This is a genomic window from Mucilaginibacter lappiensis (assembly GCF_050433765.1).
Lineage (GTDB): Bacteria > Bacteroidota > Bacteroidia > Sphingobacteriales > Sphingobacteriaceae > Mucilaginibacter > Mucilaginibacter lappiensis_A.
The window spans coordinates 1-13,168 of sequence record NZ_JBNPWP010000005.1 but is presented as its reverse complement, the minus strand read 5'-3'; the positions used below and the strand labels follow the sequence as shown (position 1 = coordinate 13,168).

Annotated in this window: 11 protein-coding genes and 1 pseudogene; 5 read left to right on the top strand and 7 right to left on the bottom strand. The window is 40.2% G+C overall.

Annotated elements, in window-relative coordinates:
* Positions 1 to 2 precede the first annotated feature (2 nt).
* Together M2273_RS16350 and M2273_RS16345 are read left to right on the top strand one after the other, a co-directional pair.
* Entirely contained in the window at positions 3 to 1,526 is a 1,524-nt protein-coding gene (locus M2273_RS16350) for a GH3 auxin-responsive promoter family protein (RefSeq protein ID WP_429398692.1), read from the top strand.
* A 102-nt stretch (positions 1,527 to 1,628) separates the two neighbouring features.
* Positions 1,629 to 2,693 (top strand): type I restriction endonuclease, encoded by a 1,065-nt coding sequence (locus M2273_RS16345; protein WP_429398690.1) that lies wholly within the window; start codon positions 1,629 to 1,631, stop codon positions 2,691 to 2,693.
* A gap of 332 nt (positions 2,694 to 3,025) precedes the next feature.
* On the opposite strand, the gene dnaA is transcribed toward M2273_RS16345, so the two are convergent.
* The 3 genes from dnaA to M2273_RS16330 form a co-directional block, all read right to left on the bottom strand.
* Complete coding sequence (gene dnaA / locus M2273_RS16340) at positions 3,026 to 4,450, bottom strand: chromosomal replication initiator protein DnaA (protein ID WP_429398688.1); 1,425 nt, start codon at positions 4,448 to 4,450, stop codon at positions 3,026 to 3,028.
* 435 nt (positions 4,451 to 4,885) lie between these two features.
* Positions 4,886 to 6,433, bottom strand: coding sequence for an acyl-CoA mutase large subunit family protein (locus M2273_RS16335; RefSeq protein ID WP_429398686.1), 1,548 nt, complete (start codon positions 6,431 to 6,433; stop codon positions 4,886 to 4,888).
* A gap of 4 nt (positions 6,434 to 6,437) precedes the next feature.
* Positions 6,438 to 6,968 carry a hypothetical protein gene (locus M2273_RS16330; RefSeq protein WP_429398684.1) on the bottom strand — a complete coding sequence of 177 codons (531 nt, stop codon included), beginning with the start codon at positions 6,966 to 6,968 and terminating at the stop codon, positions 6,438 to 6,440.
* 93 nt (positions 6,969 to 7,061) lie between these two features.
* Between M2273_RS16330 and M2273_RS16325 the strand changes: the two genes are divergently transcribed.
* From M2273_RS16325 to M2273_RS16315, 3 genes are all read left to right on the top strand, one after another.
* Positions 7,062 to 7,409, top strand: a complete 348-nt coding sequence (locus M2273_RS16325) for a HesB/IscA family protein (protein WP_429398682.1) — start codon at positions 7,062 to 7,064, stop codon at positions 7,407 to 7,409.
* 368 nt (positions 7,410 to 7,777) lie between these two features.
* Positions 7,778 to 8,554, top strand: coding sequence for a hypothetical protein (locus M2273_RS16320; protein WP_429398680.1), 777 nt, complete (start codon positions 7,778 to 7,780; stop codon positions 8,552 to 8,554).
* A 157-nt stretch (positions 8,555 to 8,711) separates the two neighbouring features.
* Positions 8,712 to 9,950 (top strand): ABC transporter permease, encoded by a 1,239-nt coding sequence (locus M2273_RS16315; RefSeq protein WP_429398678.1) that lies wholly within the window; start codon positions 8,712 to 8,714, stop codon positions 9,948 to 9,950.
* Positions 9,951 to 10,124: 174 nt separating this feature from the next.
* Here M2273_RS16315 and M2273_RS16310 read toward each other — a convergent pair whose 3' ends face one another.
* The 4 genes and pseudogenes from M2273_RS16310 to M2273_RS16295 all read right to left on the bottom strand — a co-directional run.
* Positions 10,125 to 10,865, bottom strand: coding sequence for a tyrosine-protein phosphatase (locus M2273_RS16310; RefSeq protein WP_429398676.1), 741 nt, complete (start codon positions 10,863 to 10,865; stop codon positions 10,125 to 10,127).
* A gap of 2 nt (positions 10,866 to 10,867) precedes the next feature.
* Positions 10,868 to 11,920, bottom strand: coding sequence for a dTDP-glucose 4,6-dehydratase (rfbB, locus tag M2273_RS16305; protein ID WP_429398674.1), 1,053 nt, complete (start codon positions 11,918 to 11,920; stop codon positions 10,868 to 10,870).
* Between the two features lie 15 nt (positions 11,921 to 11,935).
* Positions 11,936 to 12,955, bottom strand: a complete 1,020-nt coding sequence (gene galE, locus M2273_RS16300; RefSeq protein WP_429398672.1) for a UDP-glucose 4-epimerase GalE — start codon at positions 12,953 to 12,955, stop codon at positions 11,936 to 11,938.
* Between the two features lie 15 nt (positions 12,956 to 12,970).
* Positions 12,971 to 13,168: pseudogene (locus tag M2273_RS16295) on the bottom strand (SDR family NAD-dependent epimerase/dehydratase); the annotation flags it as partial.

The window sequence follows — 13,168 nt, the reverse complement described above, 5'->3', positions numbered from 1 at the left end:
CTATGACTATCTTTAACTCTGTATTTACCTGGTTCATGAAAAAGCGTATCCATCAGATAGAGCTTTTTATGAAATACCCTAATGAAGTGCAGGAGGAGTGGTTTGAGCAATTAATATCAGGTGCCGAAAGTACTGAATGGGGCCGAAAATACCAGTACAAAAGTATCGAGAACCTTAACCAGTTTAAGGAGCGTGTGCCTATTCAAAATTACGATACACTTAAGCCCTATATAGAGCGGATGCTCACCGGGGAGAAAAATGTGTTATGGCCATCTGAGATCCGGTGGTTTGCCAAATCATCGGGCACCACGAACGATAGGAGCAAGTTTATACCGGTTAGTGAGGAAGCGTTGGAAGAGTGCCACTTTAAGGGTGGTAAGGACCTGTTAACCATCTATTTTAATAACCAGCCCAATGCCCGTATGTTCACGGGGAAGATATTGACCCTGGGGGGCAGTCACCAGATCAGTCAGCTTAATGCCGAAACTTCCTTTGGCGATCTTTCGGCGGTGATCATGAAAAACTTACCGCTGTGGGCCGAATTTCACCGTACCCCCGATCTGGATATAGCGCTGCTCGAAAATTTTGAAGAAAAAATTGAGAAGATAGCCCACGCTACCAAAGATGTGAATGTTACCAGCATCAGTGGTGTGCCTACATGGAACCTGGTGCTGTTTAAACGTATACTGGAAATTACCGGCAAAAAAAACCTGCTCGAAGTATGGCCCAACCTGGAGATGTATTTTCATGGCGCAGTTAATTTTACCCCCTATCGTGAGCAGTTTAGAAATTTGATCCCCAGCGATGATATGTATTACCTGGAGAATTATAATGCATCTGAGGGCTTCTTTGGCATACAGGATACAAAAGAACCCGGTGATATGCTGCTCATGCTGGATTATGGTATATTTTATGAATTTTTGCCCATAGAGCATCTGCATGACGATAATCCAGCCACACTTACGCTTGATGAAGTGGAGCTGGATAAAAACTATGCCCTCATCATTACTACCAATGCCGGGCTTTGGCGGTATATGATAGGCGATACCATTAAGTTTTCATGTTTATCTCCTTTCCGTATACAGGTTACAGGGCGTACCAAGCACTTTATCAATGCTTTTGGCGAAGAAGTGATCATTGATAATGCCGAGCGTGCCCTGGAAGAAGCCTGTCGCCAAACCGGCGCCATTATCAGGGAGTATACCGCGGCCCCCGTTTACTTTAATGGCGACCAATGCGGCGCGCATGAATGGATCATTGAATTTGAAAAGAAACCCGCCGAGTTTGAACGCTTTGTTGACCTGCTCGACGAAACCCTGCGCCGTATCAACTCCGACTATGATGCCAAGCGTTTTAAAGATATGGCGCTGCGTCGTCCCATTGTACGGCGCGCCCCTGAAGGCACCTTTTTTAACTGGATGAAAGAGAAGGGTAAATTAGGAGGCCAGCATAAAGTCCCCCGCCTGGCCAACGACCGCCAATATGTAGACGCCATTTTGAAAATGATGGCGCCTGTGGAGGGATAAGAATCAAGGTAAGGTATTGTGGTTTCGCAGGCCGTATTAAAGGATATTTGTTATTATTAACAATTACATTACCTTTAATACCTTAAACCTAAATCTTACCCAATGGATTTTAAAGACCAAATCTTACAGCTCGCAGCGCGTGCTGAAAAAATGCTTCCACAAATTCAAACCGAAGAAGCTACTAAGAATGCATTAATTATGCCCTTTATACAAATAATGGGGTATGATGTATTTAATCCTGTTGAAGTAAATCCCGAATTTATCGCCGATATAGGTATAAAAAAAGGTGAGAAAGTTGATTATGCTATAATGAAAGACGGCGAGCCAGCTATCTTAATTGAATGCAAACATCATCTTGAAAATCTTGACCCACATAATTCTCAGCTATTTAGATACTTTCATACCACAAAGGCTAAATTTGGCTTATTGTCAAATGGGATGACCTATCGTTTTTATACCGATTTAGTTGAGAAAAATAAAATGGATACAACCCCATTTTTTGAGTTTAAACTAACTGAGATTAAGGAAGTTGAAATTGCAGAATTAAAAAAGTTCCATAAATCTTATTTTGATGAAGGTAACATAACAAATACAGCAAGTGAGCTTAAATACCTTAATGAGTTAAAATTAATTCTTAATAAAGAGATTGATTCACCTTCTGAAAACTTTGTTGCATTTTTTACTAAACAAATTTATCCTGGCGTGTTAACGGCAAAAATTAAAGAACAATTTATACCCATAGTTAAACGATCATTTAATCAATTAATAAATGATACGATTAATGAAAGGTTAAAGTCTGCACTAAATCAAGAAAAGAAAAAGGATACAGAAGAAGCTACAAAGGTTGAAGAGGCACAAGAAAAAACGGCGTCAAACATTATTACTACAGAAGAAGAACTTGAAGGGTTTTATATTGTAAAATCAATTTTAAGGCAAATTATCGAATCAACAAGAATAACATACCGGGATGCTCAATCTTACTTCGCTATTTTGCTTGACGACAATAATAGGAAAACAATCTGCCGCTTATATCTTAATAGCAAAAAGTATCTTGTTGTACTTGATGAAAGCAAAAAAGAGATCAAGTATGACATTAATGGAATTGATGAAATATATAAATATGCAGACATATTAATTAAGACAGCCGAAAATCTAAATAAAAAATAGTCAGCCCCAGCAGTCGTTCGACTTGAGCCCACAGGTGTTCGGAAGAAATAAAAACGTTGTCATTTCGAACGAGGTACGAGGAGAAATCTTATACGATCCGCAAATTCGCTTTGTATATTATATACAAGATTTCTCTTTCGCGCAGCGCTCATGCCGACCCATGCTCAATCGAAATGACAAATTTTCATAGAAAATAATTCTTCTGAACATCTATGGGCTTCAGCCGAGTGGCAACTATTATCCGGCCTCCGGCCGACATCAAACGCCCCTTTGCAACAAAAAAGCCCTGCATAAAATATGCAGGGCCCCATAGTAATATGATAATAGGTCTGTTAAGACATTTTAAGTTTCTTTTGAATGTCGGCAACGTAACCTTTAAATTTCTTATCGGTATCAATAAGGTCCTCAACGGTTTGGCAGGCGTATATTACTGTAGAGTGATCACGACCGCCAAAGAAATGACCAATAGATTTTAATGAGCTTTTGGTATGTGCCTTGGCCAGGTACATGGATATTTGTCTTGCCTGTACAATTTCGCGTTTACGGGTTTGTGATTTTACCATCTCAATGGGTACTTCAAAATACTCGCAAACCAGGCTTTGAATGTATTCCATCGAAATTTCTTTGGATGAATTTTTTACAAAATTTTTGAGCATCTGCTTAGCCAGGTTCAGGTCAATCTCCTTGCGGTTAAGGGTTGATTGTGCCAGCAGGGATACCATGGCGCCTTCAAGCTCACGCACATTGTTATCAATGTTATGTGCAACGTACTCAATTACATCGTTTGAAAGTTCAATGCCGTCCTGGTATATTTTATTTTTCAGGATAGCCATGCGGGTTTCCAGATCAGGGATCTGCAGATCAGCCGAAAGACCCCATTTAAACCTTGAAAGCAGGCGTTCTTCCAAACCAGCCAAATCCTTAGGCGCTTTGTCTGATGTAATGATCAGTTGCTTGCCTGATTGGTGCAGGTGATTAAAAATATGGAAAAAGAAATCCTGTGTTTTTTCTTTACCGGCAAAATTGTGTACATCATCCATGATCAGTACATCAATAGCCTGGTAAAAGTTCACAAAGTCATTAATGTTATTATGCTTAAGTGCGTCAACAAACTGTTGGGTAAACTTCTCGCACGATACATAAAGTACAAGTTTGTCAGGTAATGAGCGTTTTATTTCGTTACCAATTGCCTGGGCCAGGTGGGTTTTACCCAAACCTACGCCGCCATATATCATTAAAGGGTTAAATGAAGTGCCACCAGGTTTTGCAGCAACAGCATAACCTGCAGAACGTGCCAAACGGTTACAGTCACCTTCAACAAAATTTTCAAAGGTATAGTTCCTGTTCAGTTGCGGATCTACATTTAATTTTTTCAAGCCGGGTATCACAAAAGGGTTTTTTATGTCCTTATTGATCGAGATGGGTATCGGCATTGACTGATGTTTTGACTCGGCGCCATTTCCGTTCGAAGGCATGTTAGTTGTGTATGGTTTACTTGATGATTGCTCAACAACAATATTATACTCTAAACGCCCTTCGTCGCCTAATTGTTTTTTTATTGTTTTGCGTAGTAAACCTACATAGTGTTCTTCAAGCCATTCGTAAAAAAATAAACTTGGTACTTGTATCGTCAAGACGCTTCCTTCCATACGCAAAGCTTTTATTGGCTCGAACCAAGTCTTAAAGCTTTGTGCTGGTATGTTATCTTTTATGATCTGGAGGCAGCTATTCCAAACGCTAGTACAAGTTTTTTCCATATATATATTAGTAAAATATTGATTTCCAACCCCCAGCGAAACATCTTTTGGGCCTGCTACGGAACATCGAATATTGCCAAAAAAAGCTTATAAAAAAATTAAATTTTCACTTTTTTGACAAATAAATTTATGATATAATAATCAGTTCTTTAGTGAGAAATCCATATAAAATGTTATATTTCACAATAAAAATCATAATTATATTTCCATTAGCTCCCAATTGATATTGTCCGATCAATTTAACAAAAAATAAGGACAACTATCTGGGTTATAATTATTTATTATAGAGTTGCTTTGCAGCAATTGTTGAGCCAATAAATGTGTATCTCTACTGTTAAAAAATAAAGCTCTGGTTTAGTGCTAAATAAATTTAATATTGATTTTTGATTATTGGTGAACCAGTTTGGCAGTTTTCAAAAAAAACTACACACTGTATTAATATTCGCCAAAAACATTCCGGAGGGTATCTGCAATTTCGCCTAAGGTAGCATAGCACTCTACAGCGGTAAGTATATAAGGCATTAAGTTTTGTTTCCCTTTCGCGGCTTCTTGTAATTGCTGTAAACTGATGGTAACCGCCTGGTTATCCCTGCCGCTTTTCAGTGCTGTTATCTTTTCAGTTTGCATTTTGCGGATAGCATCATCAACCCTGAACACATTTATCGCGGCATCTTCCTGTTGTGTAAAGCGGTTTACACCAACCAATACTTTTTCTCCGCTTTCAATATCATTCTGGTACTGGTAGGCCGAAGCCGCTATTTCCTGCTGAATGTAATCCTGCTCAATGGCTTTAACAGCGCCGCCCATAGCATCTATCTTATCCAGGTACAGTTGCGCTGCCGCTTCTATCTCATCGGTTAATGCCTCTATAAAATAGGAGCCTGCCAATGGATCAACAGTATCGGTAACACCGCTTTCAAAAGCGATGATCTGCTGGGTACGCAGGGCTATTTTGGCCGCGGCCTCGGTGGGTAATGACAAGGCTTCATCATACCCGTTGGTATGTAATGATTGCGTACCACCCAATACGGCAGCCAATGCCTGATTACTTACCCGTATAATATTATTAAGCGGCTGCTGTGCGGTTAAGGTTGAACCCCCTGTTTGGGTATGGAAACGCAGTTTTTGCGCACCGGCATCTGTAGCGCCAAGCTCTTTGGTAATATGCGCCCACATACGGCGGGCTGCCCTGAATTTGGCTATCTCCTCAAAAAAATTATTATGGCAGTTAAAAAAGAAAGAGAGCCTTTTTGCAAATACATTAATATCAAGGCCTTTATCAATGGCGGCTTTTAAATAGGCTTTGCCATTGGCCAGGGTAAACGCCAGTTCCTGTACGGCGGTTGAACCAGCTTCGCGTATGTGATAGCCCGAAATGGATATGGTGTTCCATTTAGGTACTTCTTTGCTGCAATATTCAAAAACATCTGTTATGAGCCGCATGGATGGTGCTGGCGGATATATATAGGTGCCACGCGCAGCATACTCCTTTAATATATCATTCTGTACCGTACCCGAAATTTGTTTCAGATCGGCACCTTGTTTTTTTGCCAGGGCTATATACATGGCCAGTAATATAGGCGCCGTGGCATTTATGGTCATGGAGGTGGTGATGTCCTTAAGGGCAATACCATCAAACAGGATCTCGATATCTTTTAAGGAGTCAATAGCTACCCCTACCTTGCCTACTTCACCCTCGGCAAGTTCATGGTCAGAGTCATAGCCTATTTGTGTAGGCAGGTCAAAAGCAACCGATAAACCTGTTGTGCCCTGGCCCAGGAGGTAGTGATACCGCTTGTTTGATTCCTCGGCTGTTGAAAACCCGGCATACTGGCGCATGGTCCAGGCTTTACCCCGGTACATGTCTTTCTGGATGCCGCGGGTAAAAGGAAATTCACCTGGCAGCTCATTCATTGATGATGGCTGGGTGTATACCTCCTTAATTTCGATACCCGATGTTGTGGTGAATTTTTTTTCGGCCATGGGATTAAAATAATTCTTCCATATCCTGCCTAACCAGGCCGGTAGCTATTTCATAAGGGTCCTGCTCCAACTGGCTTAAATGCAACAGGATGGTTTTACTCAGGTCCATAGCCGATGCATCCTGCGGCAGAGCCTTAACCGCGTTGTTTACCAGGCTCAGGGTATCGTCCTTAACCCGTTTAACCACGTTCCAAACGCGGTTGCTTACATAAATTTGTTGCGTAATATTATGCTGAAATTCGTTACGGATCTCGGTAATTACCAGGAGTTGCAATTCGGCAGCCAATAGGGATGTTGCATTCAGGCGTACAAGCATGCTGGCCGGGTTAACCCGTTCAATAAATAATACAACCCGTTCATAAGCCTGTAAACGCAAAGGCAGTGTTTGGTTGCTAATGGTTCTTTTCAACTCCAGCAGTTGTATGTGTTCGGCCCTGTCAAGATATGGCTTAAATAAATATAACGCTACCCATACAACGCCAATGCCGGCAATGGTATATTTTAAAATATCAAGTAAATAGGGTAACGTTTGCATGTTTTATAAAATGTTAAACAGAGGTCATAAAATACCGGTTGCAGCAAAAATCCACATTTTACCTTATATTTGTATAGTTAAATAAAAAATAAGATGAGTACTGCTGTTGAAATTGCACCGGTATCCTTTACACAGGGAGCCGTTAAAGAACTTTTTAAATTAAGAGACCAGCAAGAAATAGGTGACGACTTTGGCTTGCGTGTTGGTGTTGAAGGTGGTGGCTGCTCAGGCATGAACTACATTTTGGGTTTTGACCAGAAAAAGGATGGCGACCAGGAACATTACATTGACGGATTAAAAGTATTTATGCACAAAGCCCATGGTATGTACCTGATGGGTATGCAGATAGATTTTCAGGATGGCTTAAACGCACGCGGGTTTACTTTTAACAACCCCAATGCTGCAAGCACCTGCGGATGCGGAACTTCGTTCTCGGTATAAATTTATAACATAAGATATTATTGAAAGGCAGCCTTTAGGCTGCCTTTTTTTGTATACCTAACTCTCCAAAATTTATATGTAATAATGAAGTATCAATGATTGGTATTCATCATTATATGTTAAGTAGCCTTGATCTTCGCCTTAGCAGCCCATAATATATTTCATGGATTAGTTGATTTTCAGATATATTATGCATAAATTTATTATACCAATAAACTTCAAAACTAAATTTATGAGAAAGGAGACCCCATGCCCTTTATAGCGTTCTCATAAGCATTTTTACTTGCCAGTAATAATGATTGCAGCTATAAATAAAATAAGACTCTCATCAATAAATGGTATCAAAATCACTATTAAACTTAAACAATATGAAAAAATTTATAATAGTTGCAGTTTTGCTTATCTCCGTAATAGCGGGCTGCAAATCATCAAAAAAAGCACCAACTCAAGAGGGTGTATATAAATTGGAAAAACAAATGCTTAGTGGTGGTGGGAAGGATACAATTTATGCAAGAACACAAGTAAAGATTTATACCGACAAATATTTTATGTACGCGGCTTTAGCGCCCGATTCTTCTGTTGGATTTGGCGTAGGCTCCTATAAACTGGACTCTGTTAATAAAATTGTTGAGAGCAACATCTACAGCAGCCGCCGGCTTGATTCGACCATTAATTTTAATCTGGAAGTAACCAGAACCGATACGGGTTATACGCAGGTTATTCCTGATATATTAAGATTGCGTAATGTAAGCTATAAGATGACCGAGGTTTATGCTAAAGTGCCGGCACCGGATACTTCGGCTTTGGATGGTTTATGGAAAATGGATGCAACTTATTCGGTAACGGGAAAAGACACCGTAAAACAAACACCAACCCAATACAAAATATTTAAGGGAGGGCATTTCATGTTTGTTCACCGTTACCCAATTGATAAAGATGGCCGCAAATTTAAAAACGGATTTGGTTATGGTGTTTTCAGCTTAGTAAACGACACCCTTAGAGAAGAAGATGAAATATCGAATCATCCACAACTGTTGAACAGGAAATTTGCTATTAAGATCACCTTTCATGGTAGAGATGAATATTCACAGGTTATAACCGATTCTACACAAAAATCAATAGAAACATATAAGCGTTTGAAATAGGGAGAGTTATTAAACTCTTTTATTATTCTTTGTGAAGCTGGAGTGAGGACATGAAAGTGTTTTACACTTATGTTTCGTGATGACTTATTTGTATATTTTCCTGTAACAAATTGATATAGTACACAGTCAAACCCCAAAGTTTTTTTATTTTTATACCATGCCGGTTAAAACCTCCTATAAAGAAAATATTTCGATAGCGTTACAATCCATAGCCGGCAACAGGCTCCGTACGTCACTTACATCGTTAATTATTGCTATTGGTATCATGGCCCTGGTTGGTATATTAACCGCTATTGAGGGTATACGGCAGTTTACTAATGATGCCTTTGCAGATCTGGGTGCAAACTCATTCACTATTCAAAACCGTGGAGAGGGGCTCAACTTTGGTAGTGGAGGCCACCGAAAGGCTTATCCGTCAATTACTTATGACCAGGCCGAACGCTTTAAAAAAACCTTTAAACTGCCAGTAGTAACCGCTATTAATTTAGATGTTACCGGTACAGCGGTAGCCAAATACGGCAATCAAAAAACAAATCCCAATATTTCTATTTCGGGCTCAAATGAAAACTACCTGATCACCAGTGGAAAAAAATTATCCTTTGGACGTAGTTTTTCGTCATCAGAGTTAGAGCATGGGGCCAATGTGGTGATCATAGGTGATGAAATAAAATCAAAACTTTTTAAAAGCGAAGATCCAATTAACAAATCACTTTTTATAGGCGATAATAAATACCGCATAGTTGGAGTAATTGCGTCAAAGGGTTCAAGCTCTTTTGGCGGCGATAAATTTTGTGTTATCCCGATACTTAAGGCAAAACAGATTGATACGGTACGTAACCTATCATATACCTTAACGGTTAAGGTAAACGGCCCGGGCGCTTTAGATGCCACCATAGGCGAAGCTACCTCCTTATTTAGAAATGTTCGCGGCCTTAATATTGCCAACGCTGATGATTTTGAGATAACCCGGAGCGACTCTATACAACAAGAGCTTTCAAGCCAGTTGCTTGGTATTACCATTGCAGGGTTTGCGGTGGGTATTATTACCTTAATTGGAGCAGCCATAGGGCTTATGAACATCATGCTGGTATCAGTTACCGAACGAACCCGCGAAATTGGTGTGCGTAAGGCTATTGGAGCAACGCCTGCCGTAATACGTAAACAATTTTTAATTGAGGCTATTGTAATATGCCTTATAGGTGGTGTTGCGGGAATAATATTGGGTATGGCAGCGGGTAACCTTATTGCTGTTCAAATTAGCGGAGCATTTGTTGTGCCATGGGCATGGCTGATTTTTGCCGTATTACTATGTACCTTTATTGGCCTTATATCGGGCTATTACCCAGCAAAAAAAGCGGCTAAACTTGACCCGGTTGAAGCTTTACGTTACGAGTAATTCTTAGGATAAAAGATTTTTGGACAAAAGATGAAACACCAGGAATGAGCAATTAATCTGCATGATGAGATTGCCGCGCTACGCTCGCAATTACGTTTTTCTTGTATCCTGATTCTTATAGTCTTGTATTTTGCGATTTAACCCCTGTTCCTTGCTCCAAAAGTCCGTTCTCTCTTAAAACAATAGTTTGTTTTTTAAAGGATAATCAAAAAGCAGCTTTTCAATATAAGTTGTACGTAATGCTTCGCCAAATGCCGCTGCATGTTTTGGGTGGTGCATATCGCTTGATATAAAATCTATCAGTTCGTTATCTATTAAAGTTTCGGCCAGCCTTTTAGCATCCTTACCATAATAACCGGTTAACGAAATGGTATTTAACTGGAAGTTGCAACCCCAGTGATGCAGGTTTTTAAATTGTTCCAGATCCATGTATGGGTATCTTTCCGGATGGGCCAAAATAGGTTTATATCCTTTATCATTCATTTTTTGTATAACCGATACTGCATTTGGCGGTTGGTTGATGAACGAGAACTCAAACAAAGCATAATTGTCGCCCATGGTCATTAGTCTGCCTTCATTAACTCTTGCTTCAAAAGTTTCGTCAAAGTAATGTTCGGCAGCTGTTTCAATAGGTATGTCAATGTTTTCCTTTATCAGCTCGGCCCTTAATAAGTCAAGAGAATCGGCTATGGTTTCGGGGGTGTTTCTGTAAAAGTCGATCATAACGTGTGGCGTGGCAATAATCTTTTTTATCCCCAGTTCCATCATCTTACGTATAAGTATAATGGAGTCCTGAGGTGTTTTTGCACCGTCATCAATCCCAGGCAATATATGTGAGTGCATATCAACCATGATTGATTCATAGTTAAAGTTCACATGTTTTTTTTCCTGCTTCTTTTTAAATAACCCAAACATAGTTAACGATTAGTATACTGTTCGTTATAATACTGCTGATAATGGCCCGATGTAACATTTTCAAGCCACTCTTCATTAGCCAGGTACCAGTCAACAGTTTTTTCAAGTCCTTCTTCAAAGGTTATACCGGGTACCCATCCCAGATCATTTTTAAGTTTAGAAGCATCAATTGCATAACGCAGATCGTGCCCTGCCCTGTCTGTTACATAAGTGATCAGTTTGGCCGATTCGCCAGCCGCCCTGTTCAGTTTTTTGTCAAGTATACTACATAACAAATTAATCAGGTCAATGTTCTTCCATTCATTATGGCCGCCTATGTTATAAGTTGATCCGGCTTTAGCTTTATGAAAAATAAGATCAATTGCGCGTGCATGATCTTCAACCCAAAGCCAGTCGCGTATGTTTTCGCCTTTACCATACACAGGCACAGGTTTGCCTTGTTTAATATTATTAATGGCCAGCGGAATCAGCTTTTCAGGAAAGTGATAAGAGCCATAATTATTTGAACAGTTAGACAATACAGTGTTTAAGCCATAAGTATCCTGGTAGGCCCTCACAAAGTGGTCTGAGCTGGCTTTTGATGCCGAGTATGGAGAATGGGGGTCATAGGCGGTTTCTTCGGTAAACATCCCTGTATCGCCCAGGGTTCCATATACCTCGTCAGTTGAAACGTGGTAAAAGCGCGTTTGGTCATACCTGCCTTTCCAGTTTTCGCGGGCTGCATTTAACAGGTTAACTGTACCTACCACATTAGTCATTACAAACTCCAACGGACTTACAATTGAGCGGTCAACATGTGATTCTGCCGCAAGGTGTATCACCGCATCAGGCTTTTCGTCAGCAAATAATTCATTAACAAACGGTATATCAACAATATCGCCTTTTATAAACCTGTAGTTAGGCTCATCTTCAATATCGCGTAAGTTGGCCAGGTTACCCGCGTAAGTAAGTTTATCTAAATTAATAATAGTATAGTCAGGGTAGTTTTTTACAAAGCGGCGCACTACATGCGACCCAATAAAACCAGCACCACCCGTAATAATGATCTTTTGCATTTGACAAATATTAATTTACAAAGGATTTTGTGATATGTATTTTTCCCATTCCCAGGCTGATGACATCATGGTATCAATACCCAGTTGAGCTTTCCAGCCTAATTTATTTGTTGATTTAGTTACATCGCCCCAAACCTGCTCCACATCACCGCTGCGGCGGGGACCTATTTCGTAGTTTACTTTTACGCCGGTGGCACGTTCAAAAGCATGTATCACATCTAATACCGTATTACCACGGCCAGTACCTATATTAAACACATCGTATCCTTTAAAGTCGTCCTTTTCCAATAATTTAAGGGCTGCTACGTGTGCTTTAGCTAAATCAACCACGTGTATATAATCACGAACACAGCTACCATCAGGCGTATTATAATCATTGCCAAACACGGTTATTTTTTGGCGCTTACCTATGGCGGTCTGGGTAATGAAGGGTACCAGGTTTTGCGGCACACCTATAGGTAGTTCGCCTATGAGCGCGGTTTCATGCGCGCCTACCGGATTAAAATATCTTAACGATATTACCTTATAGCTACTGCCCGATGCGATCATATCCTGTAATATCTCTTCGGCTATTTGCTTGGTATTGCCATAAGGTGACTGTGCGGGTTGTACAGGTGCAGACTCATTAACCGGTAAATGCTCAGGCTGCCCATAAACCGTGCAGCTTGACGAAAAAACAAAATTCAATGGCTTACCGTAATAGGTTTCCAACAAATTAATTAAGGAGTAAAAATTATTACGATAATATTTAAGCGGTTTTTGTACCGATTCGCCTACTGCTTTAAAAGCGGCAAAATGAATAATGCCATCAATATCAGGCTCATTAACAGCCAGCTCCTTTACGCTATGCTCATCGCTTAGGTCAAGTTTATGAAAAACGGGTTTGTAACCTATAATTCTGGCTATCTGATCCAATATTTTAGGGTCGGAATTTGACAGATCATCAACAATAACAGGTTCATAGCCTGCATTTACTAATTCAACAACAGTATGGGAGCCAATAAAACCCAGGCCGCCGGTAACTAATATTTTCATTTTAAGTAGTGTATGTTATCGTTTATTATAGTACGCAAAATCCTTGTGGTTTATTTCCTTTTGGGGCAGGGATTTAAAATAATCCAGGGTGATCTTCAGCCCTTCGCTTCTGGCAACTTTGGGTTCCCAGCCTAAAATGCTCCTTGCCTTGGTAATATCCGGGCGGCGCTGTTTGGGGTCATCTACCGGTAACGGCAGGCTGATGAGCTTTTG

Coding starts and splice junctions, on each gene's coding strand:
- M2273_RS16350 (WP_429398692.1), top strand. CDS start 3: ATGACTATCTTTAACTCTGTATTTACCTGGTTCATGAAAAAGCGTATC.
- M2273_RS16345 (WP_429398690.1), top strand. CDS start 1,629: ATGGATTTTAAAGACCAAATCTTACAGCTCGCAGCGCGTGCTGAAAAA.
- dnaA (WP_429398688.1), bottom strand. CDS start 4,450: ATGGAAAAAACTTGTACTAGCGTTTGGAATAGCTGCCTCCAGATCATA.
- M2273_RS16335 (WP_429398686.1), bottom strand. CDS start 6,433: ATGGCCGAAAAAAAATTCACCACAACATCGGGTATCGAAATTAAGGAG.
- M2273_RS16330 (WP_429398684.1), bottom strand. CDS start 6,968: ATGCAAACGTTACCCTATTTACTTGATATTTTAAAATATACCATTGCC.
- M2273_RS16325 (WP_429398682.1), top strand. CDS start 7,062: ATGAGTACTGCTGTTGAAATTGCACCGGTATCCTTTACACAGGGAGCC.
- M2273_RS16320 (WP_429398680.1), top strand. CDS start 7,778: ATGAAAAAATTTATAATAGTTGCAGTTTTGCTTATCTCCGTAATAGCG.
- M2273_RS16315 (WP_429398678.1), top strand. CDS start 8,712: ATGCCGGTTAAAACCTCCTATAAAGAAAATATTTCGATAGCGTTACAA.
- M2273_RS16310 (WP_429398676.1), bottom strand. CDS start 10,865: ATGTTTGGGTTATTTAAAAAGAAGCAGGAAAAAAAACATGTGAACTTT.
- rfbB (WP_429398674.1), bottom strand. CDS start 11,920: ATGCAAAAGATCATTATTACGGGTGGTGCTGGTTTTATTGGGTCGCAT.
- galE (WP_429398672.1), bottom strand. CDS start 12,955: ATGAAAATATTAGTTACCGGCGGCCTGGGTTTTATTGGCTCCCATACT.